Source organism: Sulfobacillus harzensis (assembly GCF_012933365.1).
Taxonomy (GTDB): Bacteria; Bacillota; Sulfobacillia; order Sulfobacillales; family Sulfobacillaceae; genus Sulfobacillus_B; species Sulfobacillus_B harzensis.
Window position 1 is genome coordinate 1 of the sequence record NZ_JABBVZ010000043.1, and the last position, 22,580, is coordinate 22,580.

Sequence of the window (22,580 nt, forward strand, 5' to 3'; positions counted from 1 at the left end):
TCTCTTGCACCCGCGCTTCCAGTTAATTACTGGCAAATCCCCAGCTTATCCGGATTAAATACCGAGAGACTATTTCCCTCATCTCGGTCTTATATCGACCGCCGTACCGTCAAACTTGGGAACCGTTGTTTCGTGCGCCCTAACTTGGCGTGTTAAGCGAGAATGCAAGCCAAGTTACGTCGGGGTAGCAATGCGCGCACTGTCCTCGTTGACTACACCCTAATCTGACGTCAGGATGACAGTCCCATCGCATCAGACTAGGGTTGTGTTCTTCACGCCGACATCCAAGGCCAAAACGCCCCAGTCTTTGGGCTGGCTGGCAGGCATGCTTAACGATGCTAATAGCCGGGTAACGGGGGCGTTAGTACACTAAGAGGTGGACCTGGCTCCACCTCTTTTGCTAAAAATCTTAACCACGAGAACTGTGCTGATCAACCTGAAACGTGCCACTCTAACGATGAGTGAAAAGTCTGCGATCAATCACGAATTCCGGATACCCATAAGGAGGAACCTCGGGATGGCCCATGAAGCCGCGGGGATCGATGTCCCCGCGGACGTCAAAGGTTGCGTTTACAGGACCAAATCCCTGCTCCTGGAAGGGCCAGAGGGACTTGTTAGATGCTGTCCGTCCGTTGCTGCCAGGCTTCGCGGGTAATTTGATAGATGGCTACCGAATGATCCCGCCATCGGGTCACTTCCCGGCGCGTCATGCCGTTTCGCTCGGCAACCTTAATGGACGGCTGATTAAGGGGATTTATGATGGAGATGGCATGGTCGGCGGCTAAGTGCGTAAAGGCATAGTCGCGGCAAGCCCGCGCCGCTTCGGTGGCATAACCGTGTCCCCAGTGACGACGGATGAAAAGGTACCCCACTTCCCATTCTTGCACGGGTTCATGGATGGCCTGGGGGATAATGCCGCATTGTCCCAGGATTGTCCCAGTGTCTTTGGATTCGACGATCCAAAGACCAACACCATAATCCCGATAGTTGTTTTCCGTCCAGTGAATCCAGTCCTTGACCTCGACGCGGCTTCGAGTGCGGGGATAATACTGCATCGCCACCGGGTCGGAAAAAATTTCCATCAGCGCTTCCAAGTCACCGGCATGCATCCGGCGCAGATAGAGTCGTTCGGTTTCAATCACCGCCATTCAACTGCGTCTCCCTCCATAACCGTTGGGACTATCATGCCAGTTCTGTCAGGAAAGTACATGCCTCCCGGAAGGTGCGGGTACAGTAAAAAGACAAACTTGGAGGTGAGTTATGCCCTTTCAAGACGTCAACCCCGATTTGGTCAACGCCGTGATTCACGAGTCGAGCGACGTGGCGGACGTCATCGAAAAGATGCTCTTTCAGCATCGCATTAACGCCAAATTGAGCACCAACCTGAAGAAAAATGTGATGGTGATGAAGGGCCTGATTCATCAGGCCGCGGATATGCAGTTTACTGATTTTACCTGTCAGGGAGGGCTTCAGGGCACCATCGTCTATGATCCTAACTTCGTGGATTATGAGCTCATGGCCTTTGGCGTTTTGGAACCGTTGACGCGTATGCCATGGAGCAGTGCGGATACGGGATCAGGCTATATTGATGTGGTAGCGAAAACGGTGGTTCCCATTGGCGGATACCGAAAGGTTCAAACCATTAAGGGTGCCCTCGACAGTGTCTGGAATGGCGGGGCCGTCTTATTGTTGGACGGAACGGCCGGAGGGCTGGCGATTGATATAGGAAAAATTAACAAACGCTCTATCACCCGCCCAGTGACTGATCAGGTGGTGATGGGTCCGCACGACGGCTTTATTGAAGACGGCATGACCAATTTGAGTCTTATTCGTCAACGTCTCCGCACCGCCCGCTTTTGGATTGATCGATTGGAGGTTGGGCATGAGACACGCACGGCTGTGTACGTGCTTTCTCTCTATGGCGTACCGATGATCAACTGGTGAGCGAGATTAAGGGACGGCTTCAGCGCATCAACATCGACGGGGTGCTGGAAAGCAATTATTTAGTGGAAATCATGCGTTCGGACAAGTGGACCGTCTATCCGACCGTGTTGCGCACGGATCGGCCGGATCGGGTGGCAGCCGCCCTGCTGGAGGGGCGGGCTGCGATTGTTATCGATGGGACGCCAATGGCGGTGATCGCCCCGGCGACGCTGTCCATGCTGATGACGTCCGCCTCCGATTACTATCAAAATTGGCTGGTGGCTAGTCTGCTTCGCGTGGTGCGCTACATCGCACTTTTGGCGAGCGTGTTGTTGCCGGCCCTTTACGTGGCGCTTACCACCTACCATCAGGAGGCTATTCCAACGCCTCTTCTCATCACCATGGCGGCGGCTCGTTCCAACGTTCCGCTGCCATCCGTGGGCGAGGTGGTCTTGTTGATGGTGATGTTCGATATCATCCGGGAGGCGGGATCACGTGTTCCGAGCGGGGTGGGCAGTGCGCTTACCATTGGCGGCACCTTGGTGGTGGGCGATGCGGCCGTCAGGGCGGGGATTATCTCCTCCCCGATTATCATTGTGGTCGCTGGTATTGTCATCGCCGTCTTCGCCATCCCGGACTATGATTTGGCCCAAGCCATCCGCTTCACCACTTATCCCATGATTATTGCCGCGGCGATTTTAGGCATGTATGGAATTCTTTTTGTGAGCATTGCCCTTGCCTTGCATGTGGCCTCGCTGGAATCCTTTGGCGTTCCGTATCTTTCACCGGGAGCGCCTTCGCGGCCCTCCGAGTATAAGGACTTTGTGATGCGAGCCCCGTGGTTCCGGCAGAAACTGCGCCCGGCTTCAACCGCCTATCCGGATCCACTGCGCCAGGGCCCCGGCAGCCCATGAGGCGTTGGATGATGCAAGTCCTGGCACTGCTCAGTCTCACTGTTCTCTTGAGCGGCTGTTGGGATGGATATCAAATGAACGAACTGGCCATCATCAATGCCATGGCCATCGACTATACCAAGGAGCAATACACGGTCACGGCCGAGGCTTATAACACGATGGCGGTTCCCTCGCCGGGACATCCAACATCGGGTTCCGGATCCGGCGGATCCAATCCCTCGGCCAGTATCATTCTCACCGGAAGCGGAAAAACGCTCGGGGAAGCCATGGCTAACGTGTCAGCCTCCTCCAGTCGCCACGTTTTTTGGGCGACAACCAATGTCGTGATCGTGGGACGAGCGGCATTGAAAGAAGGGCTGGCGTCCATTACCGGCACGCTCTTGCGCTATCCCCAATTTCGCACTACCAGCCGCATGTTTGTGGCGCAGGGTATGGCTGCACCACTGCTCCAGAGCACCAAGGCGGGAATGGAAATGACCACGGGCGAGGTGATTCGCAATCAGGACCGCTACTTGCACCATAATATTTCCGCTGGCTGGGCTCCCCGAGCGTACGATCTCTTGCGCTGGGACGCCCAGCATGGGCGTTCGGCCGTGATTTTAGCCATTAAAAGGCGGGATGGGAGCGATTTCGGGCCCCAATTTTCCATGACTGATAGTGCGGTGCTGGCGCCCACGGGCCGGATTCAAGGGTGGCTTCCCGTGAGCGACGCTCCGGCCTATCTCTGGTTGGTTCATCGAGCGGGTCAGTCGTTTTCTACCCTCGCGTGCCCTACGGGTGGCCGAACCAGCATTTTTTGGACTAGCGTGACCGGCCACAGTCGGGTGGAGATCGCTCACGGGCGGGTCGCGGGAATTCACGTGACGTTGGCGGGGGTGGGCAAGCTGGCCGGCCCGCTATGCGGGAATCTCTCAACCATTTCTCAGGCTGCGAACCATCGGGCAGTTGTCCAGACGCTGGCTACGGTCGGGTGGGCTGAACGCCACCGGGCGGATATTTTTGGGTGGGGGCAAGCCATTTACCGGAAGAATCCCCGTCTCTGGTTCAAAATGGACGGCCAGTGGCCGAGCCAGTTTCAGCGTCTCCCGGTATCCGTGACAGCGCAAATCATTATCGAACAGGGAGATGCAGGGCGAGTATGAGTCTATCCCGTAGAGAGCGCCCCATCCTCCAGGACATGGTCGGTCCCTGGTAACTGGCCTTTTTAATGGCGACCTTGGGCGCAGGGCAGGAAAGCACCGTCTTCAACACGATCGTCACGGGCATCGCAGGACGCGATGTTTGGCTGTGCGTTGTGTTGGGCATCGGGGTGGGCCTGTTGGCCATGGGGCTCTGGATCGTGCTCATGCGCCAGTTTCCGGGTCAGGGTATCGATACCATGGCTGAGGCGACCTTGGGACCGTTGCGGTGGCCCTTTCTGCTCGCGATTGTGGCAGTTCTGACAGGCTATGCGGCGCTCTCCGGCCGAGCCTTCACCTCACTGTCGGCGATGATCTTTCCCACCACGCCACCGCCCTTTTTCGTTACCCCGCTGGTTGGCTTGGCGGTGCTAGCGGGCTTTCTCGGGCTTCAGCCGACGGCACGGGTGAATCAAATTCTCTTGCTCTATGTGGACATTCCCGCCGGTATTTTGTTAAGTCTGCTTCTCACAGGCCAGCAGCGGATGACCCGCCTTTTGCCTCTCCTGGCCCACGGATGGGGGCCGGTATTGTCGGGCAGTTTGATAATGGTAGGGCTTTTTTCCCAATTATCGATGGTGCTGATATTGGCGCCCAATACCACCGATCTCAAGCGCCTCAAGCCCGCCTTGCTGACCTGCGTAGCCATGGTGGGTGCCATGGCCCTCGGACACAACACCGGACCCATCTTACAGTTTGGGGATTTGGCGAAAGAGATGAGTTGGCCTGATTTCGCCCAGCTGCGCCTAATTCAGGTGGGACGCGACATCCAGCGTCTGGACGTTTTTGCGGTGGTGTTGTGGGTGCACGGTTACTGGATTTTACTCACATTGAATCTGAAATCTTCGGCCCTGTTGTTAAAACGCCTGTTCAGGCAACCTTCCGACCGGTGGTTTTTGGTGGCCTTGGGTGCGGCGGCGTGGCTTGGGGCACCGCTTAGTGCGGCCAGCCAACCCGTGCTGTTGAGGGAAGTCCAGGCGGTAAACCAATGGCTTTTTCCCTCTCTCGGGATTGGCTTTCCGTTGATGGTGCTGGGCTTGGCGCGCCTCATGGGGAAAAGGGGACGGCCCGCCCAACATACCACAAAAATTTCTCCCTAAGAGGACAGGCGGCCTCGTTTCCCCTACAATAGCTATGAGTCATCCCATGAAATGGAAATGAGGCGTCAGAATGCGTAATACGAAGAAAATAGCGGCCGTGGCCGCGGCACTTTTCCCATTTGCTGGATTAGCAGCGCCCGTGTCGGCCTATCGGGTGCCCACGGTGGAAGCCTTCTGGATTGTTGGGCCTCAGGGGCATCTCAATCCGGGAACCACGGTGACCATCGGAGCGCGCGGTCGAGCCAGCAGTGGCCCCGTATGGTATCAGTTTCGGGAAGCGACCGTGCATGGGTGGAAGACCCTCCGGGGATACGGACCAAATAATGTGCTAAGTCTGGGCCGCGTAACCCAGCCGGCGGAAGTGGTGGTGACGGCGCTCACCCCCCAGGAAGTGCGGCTTCATCAATATTGGCGCGCCCGGACTGCCGTGGACTATCTCAATGTGGGCAGCCGTGTGTCGCTCGCAAGCCCTCAAGGGGTCCTGGTGGGAGAGACTGTGACCATTACGGCATCCGCCAAAAATTTGCTCTCGCCGGTGTATCAATTGTGGTATGAGACGCCGCAGGGTCACTGGTCCGCGGCAGGACCGTATCAATTCTCGCCAGACCTACATTGGACCCCGCCGTCCGCCGGCCAATATCGCCTGGTGGTACGGGCCAAAGACAGGACCGCGCCGCCCACGGCCGTGGCCGACCGCGTGGCCGCTGCCGAAAATGTGACCGTACGGCCCGTCATGGTGGGATTCGGAAACTATGTCCAGTCAGCCGCAACCCCGGGCACCGCCCTTTATGACTTGGCCCAGCATGGTTCGGAAATTAGTATTGCCGCCCCGCTGTGGTATACGCTGTCCCCGAATGATGGCACGCTCAGCGCTGCCGGAGCTCAAAGCCAAGCGGCCACCGTAATCTCGCAAGCTAAAGCCTCAGGCGATCAGGTGTGGCCGGTGATTAGCGCGAGTGGTGATCCCGGTTCCGGATTCGATGGCGGTCACGCCATTGAACAATTGGTGCAAGACGCCAAGGCCTCGTCCTATGGCGGTTACGTATTGGACTGGGAGGGATTGGACACCGCGGATCACGGATATCTTCGGTTTGTTCAGGCCTTGGCGGGTTCCTTGCATCAAGCCGGACTGCGCCTAATGGTAACGGTGATGCCTGAGAATCCCGCCTATCCCGTCGCCAGCTTGGCCAAGAGCGCCGATTATCTCGATCTGTTAACCTACCCCGAATACCGCACAACGGGATCCATTGCGCCTAACCCTGGTCCCACTGAGGGATTGCCCTGGGTGAAAACCTCGCTCAACGCATTGCACGGGGTTCCCGCCCACCAAGTGGTGTTGGGCATGGCGCCTTATGGACAAAGTTGGATCTACACCAATGCTGGATTCCAATCGGCTGGCAGTGTGGCCATCACCGATCGCACCATTGAGACGGCGCTTGAACGCCAGCAAGGTGCGGCCGTGTTTGACCCAGTGGAAGGGGAGTTGGAAATCTCGACGGGACCTCTGGCCACGGTTCCGGCAGCGCCGCTGGATCTCAACCCGACGGTGTTCAATCCCAGTGTGGCGAATCTGCAGTTCTTGCTGACCACCGTGCTGCTGCGCTACGACCTAGCCCATCATCTGACCCCCGGGTCCCCCTTGGCCACCGACGGCGGCTATGGCCCGGCGACGCAAGCGGCCGTGGCCGCGTTCCAGAAGGACTATAACGTAATCACGACCACCCCCGGGATCTATGATGCCGCTACCGCCGCCATGCTGCAGCAAGTGGTTGATAGCGAAAATATCGGGGATACGGTCACTTGGGACGAAAACTCCGTGGGTCCGAGTCCCGCGACCACCGCGACCTCGCTCTTGCAATCGCTCGCCACGTCGCAGCATCTAGCTGGCGTGAGTCTCTGGCGGCTGGGATATCAAGCCCCGGGATTTTGGCTCACAAAGTAAGCTATATCTTGAGGGCGGGTGGCGTGCCGACCGCCTTTGCCATACCACGGCGGACGGCGAATTCCGGTGCCAGGGCAATTAGACGGTCGCGAAGAACGCGGAGGCGGGTTGAGGGATGGTGAATGATGTGGCCGAGGTTCCGGGATAGGCGCGCTACGAAAAGCGCACGCGGGAGGCGAATGGTCCGATAGGTGGAAAACGCCTCCGCGGGGTCGTGCCCCCGTCCTAGCAGTGTACCCAGCACATAAGCGTCAAGGAGGCTCTGGCAGGCGCCTTGCCCGGTGTTGGGGGTCATGAGGTGCGCGGCATCACCAATGAGTGTCACCGGATGCGTCAGGGGGGTGAAACCTTCCGGTCGATCAAAAATAGGGTGGATGAGGAGATCCGGGTCAGGGGTTGCGGTCATGAGATCGGCGGTGGGCTGGCACCATCCCCGAAAATGGGCCATGAGGTGATCCCGGTCGGGGAGCTGCTCCGGATTCGACCAAGGCAGGGTGGCAAACCAATAGACGCGCTCTGAACCCATGGGCGCATAGCCGAATTCGCCGCGGGGACCCCAAATCTGCATGACGCTATCCCTAAGGGCTTCGGGCAGGCGCCATTTCAGCGTGCCGCGGGCGGCCACAAAGCCTTGATAGGTGGGGGCGGGAATCGGCCAAAAGTGTTGCCGCACAATGGACCAGGCGCCATCGGCGCCGACCAGCGTCCGAGCTCTCACGGGTTCGGGGGGCACGTCCAGCAATAGCCCCTTAGCGTCGACCAGGATTTGGCCGACGGGGCTTTCGAGGTCCAACTGCGAGGGCAATAGCTTTCCTTTGAGGGCGGCCAGCAGATCCGCCCGCGGGACGCACCACGCGTTTTCCCCCCACCCCTTGGAGAGCGGATTCATATCAACAATCTTCAGCGAAGCTCCTTGCCAGGTGTTGAAATGGTAGTGGCGAATGACGCTGCCGGCTTTCGTGACCTGACCGGCGATTCCAAGCTTTCTAAGCACCCACATGGCGTTGGGTGCCATGGCCAGGGCCGCACCGCCGGTAAGATCTGCGGCGGACCGGGCCTCAAAGAGGTGAAAGTTCCAGCGACTGTCTTGAAGAAAAGCTCCGAGGGCCAATCCGGCGACGCCTCCGCCGACAATGGCGATATCAAGCTGCTCACGCTTGTCCATGCATCTATGCTACACTTTTGGCAAGAGGCGTCCAACAATCCTCGTACACACCTAAAGGATGACGGTTGTGGCCAAAAAGACAGGTTCGAAGAAACCCTCGATGACGGCACCGCCTAGACGCGCCGCCTGGTTGTGGTGGGCAGTCTTGGGCGCCGCCGCGGCAGCGGCGCTCATCGCGGGATACCGCGGGCTGGGCAACACCCCGAAAACCGGGGGGAGTGCCGCGCTGCCGCCCATTGTTCAAAACCCGCCGACACACGGCTTTACCTGGGCATACCGCGCTTATTCCATCACGTCGCGAAAGCCAGCCAAGCTGGTACGCGGCCAACACATCACAGTGGTGATGTTGATGGCGAGCTGGTGTCTTTATTGCGCGTATGATGACAAGTATGTGTGGCCCGCCATTTTGCACACCCCGGGACTTCAGCTCGATATCGTGGATGTCTCGCCGCATGGGGGAATTGGCGATCCGGGACCGCAGAATCCGCCCTTTAGCGGCCACGACAACTATCAGTCGTCCACCATTGGCGCGTCGCAAATGATTCAAACCATGCGCCAGTACCGGAAGAAGTTTCATCTGACGGACTCCAATGTTCACATCTATGTGGATCCCAAAGGCATGCGCTATTGGTCCATCCAAGATTTCCCCACGGTGCTGATCATTAATGGCCAGGGGCATTTGGCCGAGCGCATCAATGGCGCCCTCACAGTGCAAAACGCCAACAAGCTGGTCGCTCAAGTTGTTTCAGCAAAGAGCGGAAGCTAACGAGGCCATTTGCGTGGTGCGCTCACCTAGGAGAGGAAGCCCGAAGTTTTCTTCGATATACCGCAGGACCGACGTGTGATCATAGATATCATGCACCACACCCGAAGGGAGTCCGCCTGACCATAAGAGGCAGGGGACCCGCATGCCCGGGCCCATGGTATCCATTACCGGCGGCGGGACATGGTCATAGAAGCCGCCCGCCTCGTCAAAATTGACGATCAAAAGCGTCTCGTCCCAGTCAGGACGCGATGCCAAGGCCTCATGCACGCGGGCAATGGAATGCAGTGCGCAGGTGATGGGCACAGGCGGATGGCTGGATTGCGGGAGGCCCGGCGCTAGGAAAATAACCTCATCGAGTTCGGAGTTTCGCGCGTCCTCGAAAAATTGCGGCCATGGGGAGAGATGTGTCACCCGTGGCTTGTGGTTGAATCGTGGAAACCACAGCAGCGGACAAAACAGCGTCTCTTTGGCCAACAGGCGAAAATGGCGACGATATCCGCCGATGTAATAGCGCCAGGTAATGTGATGCTCTTCCAATTGGTCAAATAAGGTGGGGAAATCGAGCGCGGCAGCGGAGAAGAGACCGGGATTGGCGGTAAGGCCTCCGCTTTGGCCGGCGATCAAATAAAGGCGATTGGGAAAGGTCGGACCCAGTACGCTGGCAAAATAGTGGTCCAAAATGCGGCCTGTGGCGATCAACTTGGCCCACGTCGGTTCTCCCTCGAGGGGATAGTAGCCCATGGTATCTCGTCCGCCTACGCGCACGAAGCCGTCCATCTTGCCCTGATCCCATTCCTCATGGATGGCTTGAAAAGAATGGTCGGGATTATCGAACTGCCCCAGGGAGTACCAGCGGAAGGGGAAAGGATGCACCTTCTCACCTTGGGGACCGGGTACCGCCAAATTAGGATTCAACCCGTCGACGCCAGGAAAGGTTCCTAATAATTGATCGAACGAATGATTTTCCACGGTGTAGACCACGATTCGCTTTGGCATGCGAGAATTGGCCACCTCCCGCCGCTACCCTATGAGACGCCAGCTTGACTTTATGTCCGCCAGAGTTTTTCAATCGTGTGGCGCCGCTCACGCGTGTCGTCCTGATTGCCATATCGGACCTCTTCATAAATACGGAGGGCTTTGTCGGGCACGTCGGTGCCCGTTCGTTGCACCCATTCGCGCAGTGTCTCTCCCGGGATCCGCTTTTCGGCCGCCAGTTGATGCCGGCGGCGTACGAAGTGGCGAACCGGTGTGAGACGCTCACGTCGGCGCGATAGGCCGGCAACGACTTCCTCATCTGCAAGGGTCTCGCGGATAATGGCGTTCGCGCCGGTTTCGGCCTCCACCGGCTCCAGAGACTCGGTCCAATAGCGGCGACCGAAATAAATGATGGCGGCGAGTACCAATAGCGACACCAGCCCGGTCATAATCCAAAGCACGGCATGGTTAGGGGGCGATGCCGGCAGAGGATGCGCCTTAATATGCCGGACAGACGGTTTGAAGGGATTTTTCCGGGCCTTGATGTGAAAGGGCCGGAGATTCGTGGCCACCTTAACGAAAGGATAGGTGACTGCGGCGAACAAGCCCCCAAGCAACCGTTGCCAGGGAATGACACCGGCCAAGAAGCCGGCGGCGACGGATAACAGCGCCGAAACGAGGGCCAATCCACCAGCTAAATTAAGCCGGTGGCGGGCGGTACTCGGGTGCGCCTCATTGGCCCCCAACAGCGTCCAGAGGCTAAGGGCGATCACCGGAATGAAGGTCCATGCCGCCCAGGGCTTGATGAAGTCAGCGATGGTGGTGCCGGCGATGGCTATGCCAATGGGTCGGTTGGGGGAAAGATGTCCCGGCAACATCGCATTGAGTGCGGCAGCGCCCATGAGGGCCGCAAACAACGCCGCGCCGCCGCTTTTTAATGTCACACCGGCAACCACCACCAGCGCGGCCTCTGCGCCGTAGCGGACGCCTGCCTGACGAATGAGGACCGCAGCGAGACCACTAAGAAGCAAGATAAGAGCCACGATCTGCGGCAATCCGGCGGCGATTGCGAGAGTGCTGAAGGCTATCCAATAGAGTGCCAGTTGCGCAATACGGCTAGACATGCAACCACCCGCCTTCTTGCCAATGATAATGGGCCAGAACCCAGTTTGGGGTTTCGGGAATGATTGGACCGGTACTAAGGTGCACCAGCCGCACGCGCCGCCGTCCGGCGAGTATATCCAACGCCTCAGGCCAATAGGGGCTGACGAATACGACCAGCGACTGAGGCGTCAAGCGTTGGAGGGTTTTATGGAGAACCTCAACCAAGTCCTCATCCATGGTGCCGCTGGGCTGCAGCCAAGCCAAGGCCGTCAACATGGCCGTAAGATCGCCGCGACTTTCGTGCCCGACGGTAAAGCCGTGAATGTGGCCTGGCATGGAGCCGCTGCCTTGAAGCCCCACGGGCGTCTTGTTCTCCAATGCCCATTGCACCACCCCGGCGGCGATGCTGACGGTGTCTTCCAATGTGATCCGGTCAATGCCTTCCCAATGGTGGTCGGTGGTTTTAGGATGCAGCAAAATTTCCAATGAGCGATCCTGAACTCGTTCCCATTCCTTGACCATTGGCCGTCGCAAGCGGGCCGAGGCATACGGGGCCAGGCGGCGAATGGAGTCCCCTGGCTGATACGGACGCACCCCCACGACCCGCAAGGGATCGACCGTGTCCCACGGCCGGCCTTTGTGGTCACCGAGGTCCGCACACCAGGAGGCTAGCGAAGCCGGAATTGGGTAACGCCTGGGAAAGACGGTGAGATAGGTTAAATCATGGTCTTCCCGAATAAGTTCGTTCCACGACAAGGGATCACGAAACACTAACGATCCGGGACCGATTCGATACCGGCCGCGGGATTCAGAGGAAAGCTGCATCAGGATGCGGACCCGCTGCCGGGCACCGACCCAAAGCTTGCCGGCGAGCGCGTGAGCGCCTTCTACCGTTGTTATCTCTCGTGGCAGAGCAAATTTCCACTCCACGTCGAGAATTGGCCAAGGCAGGGGATTGACCACCACCATCTCCGCGGTGACGTGCGCCCCAATCTCACAAACATCTTCAGTCAGGGCCGAGGTCACGGACAAATCCTGGAGTGTTCGGCGAGCCACCCATGCTGCGATCCACCATAAAATGGCGAAGAACAGCCCCAAGCCCATAATGGCGCTGTGGTTGGTAAAGAAGCCGGCCAGCGCAACCACCACAGCCAGTGCCAAGATCCCGTCCTGACGGGCGGTGCGCCAAATCATGGCGTCTCAACTGGGACCGGTACGTCCTCAAGAATTTTTTCAACCAGCGAGGCTCCGCGAAGCCGGCTGACGGAGGCGCTCGCGCTCGGAACCAGTCGGTGACCGAGGATATAGGGAGCGAGATATTTGATGTGGTCGGGGGTGACGAAGGAATCTCCCTGGACGAACGCCCAGGCTCGGGCCATTTGAGCGTAGCGAACCGTGGTTCGAGGAGAGGCGCCTAAATCCACCAACGGATGTTCGCGAGTGGCGCGGCAGATGCCCACCAGGTAGTCCAAGCTTGCCGCATTTAACGTCACGGCTTGGGCCTGCTCACGCCAAGCGGCCAAATCAGTCTCCGTCAACGCCGGTTCTTGGGTGTCTAAGGCGTCCGATTGGGAAAAGGTCATGACCATCTGGCGCACGTCATGCTCCGTCGGGTATCCCAGTGACAAGGAGATTAGAAAACGGTCCAATTCCGCCTCGGGAAGCGGGAAGGTGCCTTCCATTTCCACGGGGTTTTGGGTAGCAATGACCAAAAAGGGATTGGGGAGAGGATGGCTTACGCCATCCGCCGAAACTTGGCGTTCTTCCATGCATTCCAAAAGCGCCGCTTGGGTGCGCGGGGTGGTGCGATTAACCTCATCGACCAAGACAATATGGTGAAAAACGGGTCCAGGGCGAAAGACCAACTCTTGCGACTTCAAATCGTAAATGACCCCACCGGTGATATCCTGCGGCAAAAGGTCGGGGGTGCCCTGAACACGGGCAAAGCTCAACTGGGTGAGTCGGGCCAATGCGCGCGCAAGGCGCGTTTTGGCTACTCCCGGCACGTCGTCTAAGAGGACATGACCGCCCGCAATCCAGGCGGCGACTATGAGACTGGTTTGTTGGCGTTTTCCCAGCACCAGTTTGTCGAGAGCATCCAATAGCTCTGCGATTAGAGGATGAATAGAGGATTGCATTGTTATCACTCGCTTCCGACAATCAAGTATGTTTCACCTATTGTAGCGCATACCGATCCAACGCGGGACACGCGCGCCAAGGAATCGCTCGGAGCCCGCCATGATGACAGTACCGGATCCCGAATCGGGATCCGGCTGTATGTTAGGGCACTTAGCTGTGCGGGACGTTGAACTGGCCGGCTCGGGCGATTTGTTCGGGGGTCAGACGCGAGATCCGCCAGAGGCCGAACAAAATCCAGAGGGCTACGATAATCGGGCCGAGCACCACGGGCCAGGGGAAGGGATAGATTGTAAACCAAATGCCCAATAAGACCAAAATGGTGCTGACGATGGGAGCTACACCGTGAGCAAACCAACGGAACTGGTGCCGGCGGCGGTAATAGATGGGGAGCGCAATGTTGGCTAGAATGTGGCCCACGAATAGCGCCACCGAGGAAATGGTAGCCAGCACCAAAAAGCCGTTGAAGGGTCCGAAGAGGAGGCCGGCTACCAAGCTAATGACGAAGCCAAGAACTGTCGCCCAGGCCACGGCCACATGGGGTGAGCGGTATTGGGGGTGAACCTTTTTTAGAGGTGCCGGCAGGACGCCGTCACGGGCAAAGGCAAAGACCATCCGCACTAGGGAGTTTTGCGGCGCCAACGATCCGGCCAACAGGCTGTTGATAATGAAGAGCAGCAGAATTACCCCTACGATAAGTCCTAAATCTTGGCGAGCGAGAATCACGCCCGGGATGCTGGCGCTCGCGAAACCGGACATCTTCGCCGGACCCCATCCGGTGGTGAGAGCGTAGGAAACCAGAATGAAGAGGCCTGCCGCAAAGCCAAATGAGGTCATGACCGCATTGCGAATGAGCCGATGCGGTTGATGTGCCTCCTCGCCTAAGGTGACCGCGCCGCTGGATCCGGACATTGAGAACATGGCCAGAATCATGCCGATGCCGACTCCCGACCACCCATGCAGGGCCAGTGAGGGGTGGGTAAAGACTTCGGCGGTATTGTGGGTGTGGGGAGATATGATGATCCCCACGGCCACCACAACCAGCACGAGAATCTCCACCGCGCCAGTCCACAGCGAGTATTGCAACGACGGACGAATGCCGTGATAGGCAAAATACCAGACGAACAGATACATGAGGGCCATGATGATGAGCCAACTGTAGGACGGCAGAGAGCCGTGAAAGTAGCTTACTAAGCCGGGGATGAATACGCCAGCGACAAAGAGGATGGCGTTGGTTACCACCATAAAGTAGGACAGCACAAAAAGCCACCCGGTCAAGATGCCAGGCTTGGATGCCCAGCCTTGACTCACATAATTATAGAACCCGCCAGCACTGGCGATGTGGCGGGAGAATTGCACGGTTGTGTTGATGGTAAAGGCGGCCGCAATAATGGCCAAAATATAGGTCAAGGGCAACGCCCCCAGCGCATAGGCGGCAGCGCCAGTCAGTGTCGCGGCCATGGCCCCTGCGGGCGAGACTAAGGATATGGATTGGTAGGTAAGTTGCCAAAAGCCTACCGAGCCGGATTTAAGCGACTGATTCTCCATCTCAGTCATGGCTTCCCCTCCTTCAAAAGTCCATAAGGGCAAGATGGATATAAACGGCATCTCTTTCTAAAGATATTCGTCGGAGGTTGAGCCAATGTGGATGGTCTGATCGAGTGTCCGCAGTACGCCCGACCCATTTCGTGGAGTGTAGCGGAGTCGGGCGTCCGGGTACGACAGGCGGGAACCCCGGCTCAGGAGGGAATGAGCCAAACGGGAATGGGCGAGTGGTCCACCAGACCCGAGGAAACGCTGCCCACTAAAATATTATGAACGGCCGAGTGGCCACGACGCCCAATAACGATGGCATCGGCGGGGTGCGCCTTAACGTAGTCAATGATGGCGGGCACAATCGATTTGCCACCAATCACCACCGCTTTGCCTTTAAGGTTGGCCAGGACATCCAGTGTCTTCTTAGCCGCTTCCTTGGCGGCCTCGCCAGCTGCATCCTCCATCGCCATGCCATAGGCTGGCATGGGGCTAAAGTTGGGGGATCCCACTACCACGGGGTTGTGGCTCACGGTGAGGATCGTCAGTTGCACCTCATCCGGGGAGAAATGCTGGTCCAGCCATTGGGCGGCACGCAACGCACCCTCGGAGCCGTCCGAGGCTAAAACGACGCGCGTCTGCTGCATGGAAAATCGCTCCTTTGTCTTCTGTATGAGTGTAACACGTTGCCTCATGCCCTTATACCAAACCAAAAAAATCCGGCATCTTTAGACGGCCAGGCGGCACACTAAGATTGGATTCCTGAAAAGGAGGCGGCCAAATGCCACAAGTACAAGTTCGGTGCACGGTTGATAATTGCTACTTTTGGGTTCAAGACAACCTCTGTGGTGCAGATACCATTCTGATAACCACGGACAAGGCGGCGGAAAAATACCCCGAATCGGTCGACGCCGCACAGACTAACATGATTGTTAACGAAATCGGCGAAACGCCAGCACAAAATTGCCGGGAGACAGCCTGTAAAACGTTCTTCCACAAATAACCTCAGGTGCCGGCCGCATGGCTTAGGCGGCGAAACGCTTTCATTTTGTCCAAGTCGCCCAGCCGTGCCGTTTGAATCGCACGCTCCAGCGAGGCGATGGTGGCTTCATAGTCGGGACGGCGCACCGGAAAAGGGGTGCCGTCCTTCCCACCGTGGGCAAAGGCATACCGTACTGGATCTTGAAAGGCAAGCGGGGTGCCATATACCACTTCTGACACCATGGCCAAAGCCCGAAGGGTGCTCGCCCCGACTCCCGGGAGCGCCGTCAACGCCTCGTAATCTTGAGGCTGGGCGTCATAAATCTTATATAAAATCTTATTGAAGTATCCCGGTCGCGGGACGTTGTGGTATTCCGGCATGGTCAAGTGGCGGGCGCCGTCTTGACTTTCGACGAGCGTGCGTAGCGCCAAGAGCGCGTCCTGGGGCCGTTGCGCCAACTCCACGGAAGCCTGTTGAACGGGGAGATTGGGCTTCGCCGTCAAGTCCAAGACATGTGGCTCCGGCTGTCCCGCGATGCCTTGGTGGGGGGTCTCCGTGAATCGATCCAGGGTGAGACTAAGCCAATGATACCGGCGGGCGACGGGTTCTGATTGATGCATGCCTTGCTGCACCACGGTCCAGGCGCCGTCTTTGTCGAATAGGAATACGTGGTGATATAACTGATAGCCGTCTTGGACTAGACCGCTGTCGACTTTGGCGGCCAAACGGCTAGAGTAAACTAAGCGCTTGCAGTCGAGGCTCAAGCCATGGTCGCTGCCAGCCTGATCGATCTCCTCCGGCGTCCTGCGCGAGGCTTTGCCTTTGCCTCCCGCAACAAACAGCCCGTATTCTCCCGACCGTTGATTCCAAGCTTCTTTGAAGGCGCCCAGCACCACGGTGGTGAGACCTGACGAATGCCAATCAAAACCCAAAACGGAGCCGAAGCTTTGAAACCAGACCGGGTCGGCAAAGCGGCGCAGAACTTCTTTGGTGCCGTACTCGATGATGATGGCTTCGATGATGGCGCCACTCAATGTTTTCATGTGATCAAAAAGCCAAGGCGGGCAGTGCCCACCGTGCAAGGGCGCGTTGGCCGTACCAGTCCGCTTCATTTGTAACCTCCTTCAACATTCTAACACCCCTTAATACTCATTGCGCGATGGCGGTTTGGGGCACGCATGGGGGCTAATCACAACTTTCCCAGCATTGGATGCATCCCTGCACCCGCGCCGTAAAACCCGGCGAGAATCGGCGTGCTGGCCGATGGTCGGCATCGGGTAAAAAGGAGTGCAGCTTGCATACATGCGTTCGCATCGTATGAGAAAATCATGGAACGCCCCCGGGACGCGGTTTTGGCAGGCCGTATGGAAGCTTGCGACGCTGAATTCCTGGCTCATGGCGCATACGCTCTAAAGGGCTTTTATGAACGAGGAACAATACCGCGCGGTGGGGGAACCCTTCCATCTTCCCGATGGGCAACGATCAAGCTTGTGGGCGCCATCTGGCCTCAATCAAGCGCGTAGAGCACATTCTTTGGCTTTTGAGGCGCGTTCAGTTAGAATACCGCCCGGGGAGGCGGTCTCGCGATGTCAGCCATTGGCCGGCCCGTTGACTCGGCCTTTTTTCTTCAAGACACGGAATCCATTGCCCGACAATTGCTCGGGCTGTTGTTGGTCAGGGACGCGGCCGATGGGCCGATGGCCGGTCGGATCGTCGAGTGCGAAATGTATCAGGGTCCCGACGACCGCGGGGCCCACAGCTTTGGCGGCAAGCCCACGGCCCGGACTCAGGTAATGTTCGGGTCCCCGGGCCGCGCCTACGTTTATCTTATTTACGGCATGTACGAATGCCTCAATGTGGTCACAGCCCCGGCTGGCGTCCCCCACGCCATCTTAATCCGGGCCCTGGAGCCGATCGTCGGTATTGAGCAGATGCGCGCGCATATACCGGCTAGAAAGCATCCCGAGTCGGATGCCCGTATTGCCGCCGGCCCCGGAAAACTCTGCCGGGCGCTCGACATTACCCGTAGCTTCTACGGCCATCCGCTTGACCAACCACCACTCTATCTAGCCTACCCGGCGGTACCGTGGCCGCCCTATGAGATGGGGGTCGGCCCTCGCATCAATATCGATTATGCGGGGGAGGCCGCCGCCTATCCGTGGCGTTTTTGGGTCAAGGGCAACGCTTCGGTTTCCGTTCGGGAGCGTCCGAGGACCTAATCGGGAATCGCTAAACCCGTTCACCATGGGATCTGATCCGGCATGCTACAATGAGGGCAAATAAATTCGGAGGAATGAGTGACGCGTGAAAACGGTGCATGCGGTTTGTCCTCACGACTGCTACGACACCTGCGGACTGACCGTGACCGCCGATGGCGATCGCATCATCCGCATTGCCGGCGACGGAGAACACCCCATAACGCGTGGATTTTTATGCTTCAAGGTCAACCACTATGAGGACCGTCTTTATCATCCCGACCGTGTATTAACTCCGTTGCGTCGAGTCGGGCCGAAGGGCTCGGGAGAATTTGAGCCGGTGTCCTGGGATGAGGCGCTCGCTCACGTGGGTGCGGCGCTTCGGGCCATCGTCGATGAATATGGGGGAGAGGCGGTCCTGCCCTATAGTTTTTCCGGCAACATGGGCATTTTAAGCGAAGGATCAATGGATCGCCGGTTCTTTCATGCCTTAGGCGCTTCCCGACTGGACCGCACCATCTGCACGGCCGCTGCCGGGGCGGCGTTGAGGCATGTCTATGGCTTGCAACTGGGGCCCGATCCGGAAACGCTGCCCCGGGTACGGCTGGTTATCCTGTGGGGGACCAATCCCATGGCCACCAATATTCATGAGGTGCCCCTGTTGGACACCCTACGAAAGAATGGGGGTCAGATTTGGTGCATTGATCCCTTAAGGACCGCGACCGCAGCACGGTCGGACCGACACGTTCAACTCGCGCCAAACAGCGACTATGCTCTGGCCATGGGACTCGCACGAGAGATTTTGCGGCGAGGGCTCTACGACAAGGCATTTGTTTCGGCAAAAACGACGGGCTTGGAGGCCTTTCAGCGGGCGTGCGAGCCCTGGACGAAAGCGCGCGTTATTGCCGAGACCGGGCTCTTAGATGCGGAGTTTGAGTCGCTGCTTCAGGCGATTGTCTCGGTTCGGCCACTGCTGTTTCGGAGTGGCTATGGGGTGCAGCGTCAAAATGATGGCGCCAAGGTCATCTGGGCGGTGTCCTGTCTTTCGATTCTGTTGGGCACCCTGCAGGATGTGGGGGGCGGCCATCTGGTCGGCAATGGGGGAGCCTTTGGGATTCGCCACGATCGGCTGACTCGTCCAGACTTGATGCCCAATCCCCGGCCGCGCCGCGTGAACATGTTGACGCTGGGCCAGGCGTTGAGCAACCGCACCCGCCCCCCGGTCAAAGCGCTCATCGTCTATAACAGCAATCCTGCCGCTACCGCGCCGGATCAGCGGGCGGTGCTGTCGGGACTGCAGCGCGGTGATCTCCTCACTATTGTTCATGAACAAATGATGACCGATACCGCCCGTTATGCTGATTGGGTTTTTCCGGCGGCGATGGCCATGGAGACATTGGACATTCATACTTCGTACTGGCATCGCTATGTACAATTATCCGTTCCTGCTACCCGGCCTCTTGGGGAATCGGTCTCCAACTCGGAATTTTTCCGCCGACTGGCACGCGCGGTGGGGCTCGACCATCCTGCTCTTCAGGCTACCGACGAGGAACTGATCGACGATGCCATTGATTCGAGCCATCCTTGGATGTCAGGCATTTGCCGGGAGTCGCTTGAGGCCCGGCCTGTGCAAAAGGTGCGCTTGGCATCCGACGTGCGCCCGTTTGTGGATACGCCCATTCCCACGGCGGACGGAAAATTGCATCTGGATCCTCTTCCGATAGGCGCTGACCCCATTTTGGGCGACGTCGTGCCGGACGACGCGCTGCATCTCATTTCCCCCTCGCGTCGGGAGAGCATCAAGTCCTCATTTGGCAACATCGCCACGGTTGTCAAACAGGATGAGCCGGAGCTCTTGATGCATGACGTTGATTTAACCCGCCGAGGCCTTACCGACGGAGATGCGGTAGTGGTTTTCAATGCCTTGGGCGAGACCCTGATGCGAGTGCGGGCGAGTGACGTGCCGGCGCCGGGTACAGTCGTAAGCTACGCGGTGCGATGGAACGAACGGGGCGGCGGCACCAATATCAACCAGCTGACAAGCCAGCGACTCTCCGATTATGGTGGCGGCGGCACATTTTACAGCACCTGGGTGCGGGTGAGGCGGGCATGAGCGAACCGATCTTTGAGTGCATTCCCAATTTCTCGGAGGGACGGCGGGCAGAGGTGCTGGACGCTCTCATCCGGGCTGCCGAAGGTCCTTCCGTGAAAGTGTTGGGGATTCATGCCGACCCGGACCACAATCGATCGGTGCTCACCATAGCGGGTCCCGGGGATGCGCTCTTTGAAGCGGTGTTCCGCACCATGCGCGTGGCTGTCGACAAGATTGATTTGAGGCAGCATGAGGGAGCCCACCCTCGTATCGGGGCGGTGGACGTAGTCCCTTGGGTGGCGCTGGACAATCAATCCTGGGACGCGGCCGTTGGATGGGCGACAAAGCTTGGCGAGCGGACGGCCGACGAGCTTAAGTTGCCGGTCTTCTTTTACGAGATGGCGGCCCGGCGTCCGGATCGGCGCAATTTGGCGGATGTTCGCCGCAGCCAGTTCGAGGGGCTTGAAACCCGACTGGCTCATGATCCACCGGACTTAGGCCCTGTGAGCCCACACCCTAGTGCGGGTGCCGTGGCCATTGGCGCGCGCCGTCCGCTGATTGCCTTTAATGTGATTCTTGGCACTGATGATGCGGGGGTGGCACGACAGATTGCGCGGGCCGTGCGGGGGGCGTCTGGAGGACTCGCCGGGGTCAAGGCGCTGGGCTTTCGGCTGATAAGCAAAGGCCGGGTGCAGGTGTCCATGAATCTGGTCAACTATCGCACCACGCCCTTGCCGCGAGCGCTCGAGTTAGTGCGCATGGAAGCTGCCCGGCACGGCGTGGCGGTCGTGGGCACGGAATTGGTGGGCTTCATGCCCATGGATGCTGTTGAGGATGTCATGCGCTATTATCTGCAACAGCCTGATTTTGACCGTGGCCGTATTTTGGAAGTGGCTTTGGATCAGAACCGGAGGGATCCCGATGAATGAAACACCCTTAGTGATGCGTCATATTGGGCAGTTGGTGACGATGAACGGTGGGGCGACGTTTTCGGAGGCGTTTGCGGTCATCAACAATGCGGCACTGGTTGTGGAAGGAGGCAACATTGTTTGGATGGGACCGGACGAGGAGCTTCCGGCCAATGTAGAGGGCGTGGAGTTGGATGTTTTGGGGGCGCTGGTTACCCCCGGTTTAGTCGATGCCCATACCCATCTCATCTATGCTGGAGACCGATCCTATGAGGTCCGCCTGCGTGCGCAAGGAAAGAGCTATATGGAGATATTGGCTGCCGGGGGCGGAATTTTGTCCACCGTGCGAAACACCCGTCAAGCCAGCGACGAGCGGCTTCTGCAGGAGACTCGGCGCCGGCTCAGCCGGGCGCTGTTGGCCGGGACTACGACCGTTGAAGTTAAGAGCGGCTATGACTTGACGGCCGATGGGGAGATCAGGCTGCTAAAGCTTATTCGGCAGCTGGGCCAAGAGGGCCCATGGCGGATTGTGCCTACCGCCTTGGCGGCCCACGCGGTGCCGCCTGAGTTTTCCGGCCGGTCACAAGACTTTCTTCACTATCTGGAGGCAGAATATCTTCCACACGTGTCGGACCTCGCCCGGGTAGTGGACATTTTCTGCGAACCGGGGGTGTTTTCGGTTGCCGAGTCCCGTGCCTATCTCCGTGCAGCTCAGCGGCAGGGTTTGTCCATAAAGCTGCATGTGGACGAGTTGGCCGATGGAGGGGGCGGGAGCCTGGCCGCCGAGTTGGGGGCCGATTCTGCCGATCACTGCGCCTTCACCAGTCAAGAGGCGTTTCAGGCAATGGCGCATCGCGGGGTGACGGCCGTCATTTTACCCGGAACGGCACGATATCTTAATCACGGCCACATGGCGGATGCCCGTGCAATGATTGAGGCCGGAGGGTGGTTGGCCATCGGGTCGGATGGGAATCCGGGATCCTCGCCGACCGATTCCCTATCCGCGCTGATGCCTTGGGCGGCGTCATGGCTTCGCATGACGCCGGAGGAGGTTTGGACGGCGGTTACACGGGGCGGCGCACGGGCTCTGAAAGAGGAGAGTCGGGGACGCTTGGCGCCAGGGCTTCCAGCCGACCTTGTGGTTTGGGATGCCGACCATTACAACTTCCCGGTTTATTACTACGGCAGTCCCTTAGTCAAGGAAGTGTACGTGAGTGGTCGTCGGGTGGCCGTTCACCACAGTGAGGTTATCTAAACATCAAGGATGCTGCTGGGAGAGAATGTAGTGGGCGAGACTTTGCGCCTGGGTTTTGGTCAGCGATCCGGGATTGACACCGTTTACAGGCTGAAGCGGCATATAACGTTGGATGAATTCGCTTAAGGCGCCTGGGGTGCGGTAGGCGCTATTTTGCACCACGTTGTTCTTGCCCCACAGTTTGGGGGCGCTCTGGCGTACGCCTCCCTGCCCGGTGGCGCCATGGCAATAGGCGCAGGCTTGTTGATATAATGCGGCTCCCGTCATGAGGCAGGCCGCCCTGGAGGCAGGAGCATGGCCGATGAGGGGGCCGCTGCCAGCCGCGACTAGCAAGACACTGAGGGTAAAAAGGCGGGTCGAACGGTGCATCGTCATCCCTCCTTGGTGATAGGTTGGCTCGGTTCCGGCAAAA

At 58.4% G+C, this 22,580-nt stretch carries 21 protein-coding genes; 11 read left to right on the plus strand and 10 right to left on the minus strand.

Annotation, left to right across the window (positions count from 1 at the left end):
- Positions 1-614 precede the first annotated feature (614 nt).
- A complete protein-coding gene (locus HIJ39_RS12670; protein WP_169100249.1) occupies positions 615-1,148 on the minus strand; it encodes a GNAT family N-acetyltransferase in 534 nt (177 codons plus the stop codon).
- Between the two features lie 112 nt (positions 1,149-1,260).
- On the opposite strand from HIJ39_RS12670, the gene HIJ39_RS24630 reads away from it, so the two are divergent.
- From HIJ39_RS24630 to HIJ39_RS12695, 5 genes are all read left to right on the plus strand, one after another.
- Positions 1,261-1,944 carry a spore germination protein gene (locus HIJ39_RS24630; protein ID WP_169100251.1) on the plus strand — a complete coding sequence of 228 codons (684 nt, stop codon included), beginning with the start codon at positions 1,261-1,263 and terminating at the stop codon, positions 1,942-1,944.
- Entirely contained in the window at positions 1,941-2,837 is an 897-nt protein-coding gene (locus HIJ39_RS24635) for a spore germination protein (RefSeq protein ID WP_169100253.1), read from the plus strand. The genes HIJ39_RS24630 and HIJ39_RS24635 overlap by 4 nt, the downstream gene beginning before the upstream one ends.
- Before the next feature lie 8 nt (positions 2,838-2,845).
- Positions 2,846-3,979: a Ger(x)C family spore germination protein gene (locus HIJ39_RS12685; protein WP_169100255.1), complete on the plus strand. Its 1,134-nt coding sequence runs from the start codon at positions 2,846-2,848 to the stop codon at positions 3,977-3,979.
- Between the two features lie 65 nt (positions 3,980-4,044).
- The gene (locus tag HIJ39_RS12690) at positions 4,045-5,115 is read left to right on the plus strand and encodes a GerAB/ArcD/ProY family transporter (protein WP_169100257.1); all 1,071 of its coding nucleotides are present in this window, start codon (positions 4,045-4,047) and stop codon (positions 5,113-5,115) included.
- A gap of 70 nt (positions 5,116-5,185) precedes the next feature.
- On the plus strand, positions 5,186-7,057 hold the full coding sequence (locus HIJ39_RS12695) for a glycosyl hydrolase family 18 protein (RefSeq protein WP_169100259.1): 1,872 nt from the start codon (positions 5,186-5,188) through the stop codon (positions 7,055-7,057).
- Between the two features lies 1 nt (position 7,058).
- Here the strand turns inward: HIJ39_RS12695 and HIJ39_RS12700 are convergent, their stop codons facing one another.
- A complete protein-coding gene (locus HIJ39_RS12700) occupies positions 7,059-8,222 on the minus strand; it encodes an FAD-dependent monooxygenase (RefSeq protein WP_169100261.1) in 1,164 nt (387 codons plus the stop codon).
- A 67-nt stretch (positions 8,223-8,289) separates the two neighbouring features.
- Between HIJ39_RS12700 and HIJ39_RS12705 the strand changes: the two genes are divergently transcribed.
- Positions 8,290-8,988, plus strand: a complete 699-nt coding sequence (locus HIJ39_RS12705; protein WP_169100263.1) for a TlpA family protein disulfide reductase — start codon at positions 8,290-8,292, stop codon at positions 8,986-8,988.
- Here HIJ39_RS12705 and HIJ39_RS12710 read toward each other — a convergent pair.
- The 6 genes from HIJ39_RS12710 to HIJ39_RS12735 all read right to left on the minus strand — a co-directional run bounded on the left by HIJ39_RS12710 (position 8,968) and on the right by HIJ39_RS12735 (position 15,383).
- A complete protein-coding gene (locus HIJ39_RS12710; protein WP_169100265.1) occupies positions 8,968-9,984 on the minus strand; it encodes a phospholipase C in 1,017 nt (338 codons plus the stop codon). The genes HIJ39_RS12705 and HIJ39_RS12710 overlap by 21 nt on opposite strands.
- A 50-nt stretch (positions 9,985-10,034) precedes the next feature.
- Positions 10,035-11,087, minus strand: coding sequence for a hypothetical protein (locus tag HIJ39_RS12715; RefSeq protein WP_169100267.1), 1,053 nt, complete (start codon positions 11,085-11,087; stop codon positions 10,035-10,037).
- Positions 11,080-12,261: a DUF58 domain-containing protein gene (locus HIJ39_RS12720; RefSeq protein ID WP_169100269.1), complete on the minus strand. Its 1,182-nt coding sequence runs from the start codon at positions 12,259-12,261 to the stop codon at positions 11,080-11,082. Before HIJ39_RS12720 ends, HIJ39_RS12715 begins: the two co-directional genes overlap by 8 nt.
- Positions 12,258-13,205 carry an AAA family ATPase gene (locus HIJ39_RS12725; protein WP_169100271.1) on the minus strand — a complete coding sequence of 316 codons (948 nt, stop codon included), beginning with the start codon at positions 13,203-13,205 and terminating at the stop codon, positions 12,258-12,260. Before HIJ39_RS12725 ends, HIJ39_RS12720 begins: the two co-directional genes overlap by 4 nt.
- 151 nt (positions 13,206-13,356) lie before the next feature.
- Positions 13,357-14,760 carry an APC family permease gene (locus tag HIJ39_RS12730; RefSeq protein ID WP_169100273.1) on the minus strand — a complete coding sequence of 468 codons (1,404 nt, stop codon included), beginning with the start codon at positions 14,758-14,760 and terminating at the stop codon, positions 13,357-13,359.
- A gap of 182 nt (positions 14,761-14,942) precedes the next feature.
- Complete coding sequence (locus tag HIJ39_RS12735) at positions 14,943-15,383, minus strand: universal stress protein (RefSeq protein ID WP_169100275.1); 441 nt, start codon at positions 15,381-15,383, stop codon at positions 14,943-14,945.
- Positions 15,384-15,517: 134 nt separating this feature from the next.
- On the opposite strand from HIJ39_RS12735, the gene HIJ39_RS12740 reads away from it, so the two are divergent.
- Entirely contained in the window at positions 15,518-15,739 is a 222-nt protein-coding gene (locus HIJ39_RS12740) for a DUF1540 domain-containing protein (protein WP_169100277.1), read from the plus strand.
- Positions 15,740-15,741: 2 nt separating this feature from the next.
- On the opposite strand, the gene HIJ39_RS12745 is transcribed toward HIJ39_RS12740, so the two are convergent.
- On the minus strand, positions 15,742-16,830 hold the full coding sequence (locus HIJ39_RS12745) for a DUF763 domain-containing protein (protein WP_169100279.1): 1,089 nt from the start codon (positions 16,828-16,830) through the stop codon (positions 15,742-15,744).
- Positions 16,831-17,304: 474 nt separating this feature from the next.
- Here HIJ39_RS12745 and HIJ39_RS12750 point away from each other — a divergent pair, with 474 nt between their 5' ends.
- The 4 genes from HIJ39_RS12750 (at position 17,305) to hutI (ending at position 22,168) form a co-directional block, all read left to right on the plus strand.
- On the plus strand, positions 17,305-17,937 hold the full coding sequence (locus HIJ39_RS12750) for a DNA-3-methyladenine glycosylase (RefSeq protein WP_169100281.1): 633 nt from the start codon (positions 17,305-17,307) through the stop codon (positions 17,935-17,937).
- Positions 17,938-18,022: 85 nt separating this feature from the next.
- A complete protein-coding gene (locus HIJ39_RS12755; protein WP_169100283.1) occupies positions 18,023-20,026 on the plus strand; it encodes a molybdopterin-dependent oxidoreductase in 2,004 nt (667 codons plus the stop codon).
- A complete protein-coding gene (ftcD, locus tag HIJ39_RS12760; RefSeq protein ID WP_169100284.1) occupies positions 20,023-20,934 on the plus strand; it encodes a glutamate formimidoyltransferase in 912 nt (303 codons plus the stop codon). The genes HIJ39_RS12755 and ftcD overlap by 4 nt, the downstream gene beginning before the upstream one ends.
- Positions 20,927-22,168: an imidazolonepropionase gene (gene hutI / locus HIJ39_RS12765; protein ID WP_169100285.1), complete on the plus strand. Its 1,242-nt coding sequence runs from the start codon at positions 20,927-20,929 to the stop codon at positions 22,166-22,168. The genes ftcD and hutI overlap by 8 nt, the downstream gene beginning before the upstream one ends.
- 3 nt (positions 22,169-22,171) lie before the next feature.
- Here the strand turns inward: hutI and HIJ39_RS12770 are convergent, their stop codons facing one another.
- The gene (locus HIJ39_RS12770; RefSeq protein ID WP_169100286.1) at positions 22,172-22,537 is read right to left on the minus strand and encodes a c-type cytochrome; all 366 of its coding nucleotides are present in this window, start codon (positions 22,535-22,537) and stop codon (positions 22,172-22,174) included.
- Positions 22,538-22,580 lie beyond the last annotated feature (43 nt).

Excerpts from the sequence above, each read along its gene's own strand:
- HIJ39_RS12670 (WP_169100249.1), bottom strand. The coding sequence starts at position 1,148 with ATGGCGGTGATTGAAACCGAACGACTCTATCTGCGCCGGATGCATGCC.
- HIJ39_RS24630 (WP_169100251.1), top strand. The coding sequence starts at position 1,261 with ATGCCCTTTCAAGACGTCAACCCCGATTTGGTCAACGCCGTGATTCAC.
- HIJ39_RS12685 (WP_169100255.1), top strand. The coding sequence starts at position 2,846 with ATGATGCAAGTCCTGGCACTGCTCAGTCTCACTGTTCTCTTGAGCGGC.
- HIJ39_RS12690 (WP_169100257.1), top strand. The coding sequence starts at position 4,045 with ATGGCGACCTTGGGCGCAGGGCAGGAAAGCACCGTCTTCAACACGATC.
- HIJ39_RS12695 (WP_169100259.1), top strand. The coding sequence starts at position 5,186 with ATGCGTAATACGAAGAAAATAGCGGCCGTGGCCGCGGCACTTTTCCCA.
- HIJ39_RS12700 (WP_169100261.1), bottom strand. The coding sequence starts at position 8,222 with ATGGACAAGCGTGAGCAGCTTGATATCGCCATTGTCGGCGGAGGCGTC.
- HIJ39_RS12710 (WP_169100265.1), bottom strand. The coding sequence starts at position 9,984 with ATGCCAAAGCGAATCGTGGTCTACACCGTGGAAAATCATTCGTTCGAT.
- HIJ39_RS12715 (WP_169100267.1), bottom strand. The coding sequence starts at position 11,087 with ATGTCTAGCCGTATTGCGCAACTGGCACTCTATTGGATAGCCTTCAGC.
- HIJ39_RS12720 (WP_169100269.1), bottom strand. The coding sequence starts at position 12,261 with ATGATTTGGCGCACCGCCCGTCAGGACGGGATCTTGGCACTGGCTGTG.
- HIJ39_RS12725 (WP_169100271.1), bottom strand. The coding sequence starts at position 13,205 with ATGCAATCCTCTATTCATCCTCTAATCGCAGAGCTATTGGATGCTCTC.
- HIJ39_RS12730 (WP_169100273.1), bottom strand. The coding sequence starts at position 14,760 with ATGACTGAGATGGAGAATCAGTCGCTTAAATCCGGCTCGGTAGGCTTT.
- HIJ39_RS12735 (WP_169100275.1), bottom strand. The coding sequence starts at position 15,383 with ATGCAGCAGACGCGCGTCGTTTTAGCCTCGGACGGCTCCGAGGGTGCG.
- HIJ39_RS12740 (WP_169100277.1), top strand. The coding sequence starts at position 15,518 with ATGCCACAAGTACAAGTTCGGTGCACGGTTGATAATTGCTACTTTTGG.
- HIJ39_RS12745 (WP_169100279.1), bottom strand. The coding sequence starts at position 16,830 with ATGAAGCGGACTGGTACGGCCAACGCGCCCTTGCACGGTGGGCACTGC.
- HIJ39_RS12750 (WP_169100281.1), top strand. The coding sequence starts at position 17,305 with ATGTCAGCCATTGGCCGGCCCGTTGACTCGGCCTTTTTTCTTCAAGAC.
- ftcD (WP_169100284.1), top strand. The coding sequence starts at position 20,023 with ATGAGCGAACCGATCTTTGAGTGCATTCCCAATTTCTCGGAGGGACGG.
- hutI (WP_169100285.1), top strand. The coding sequence starts at position 20,927 with ATGAATGAAACACCCTTAGTGATGCGTCATATTGGGCAGTTGGTGACG.
- HIJ39_RS12770 (WP_169100286.1), bottom strand. The coding sequence starts at position 22,537 with ATGCACCGTTCGACCCGCCTTTTTACCCTCAGTGTCTTGCTAGTCGCG.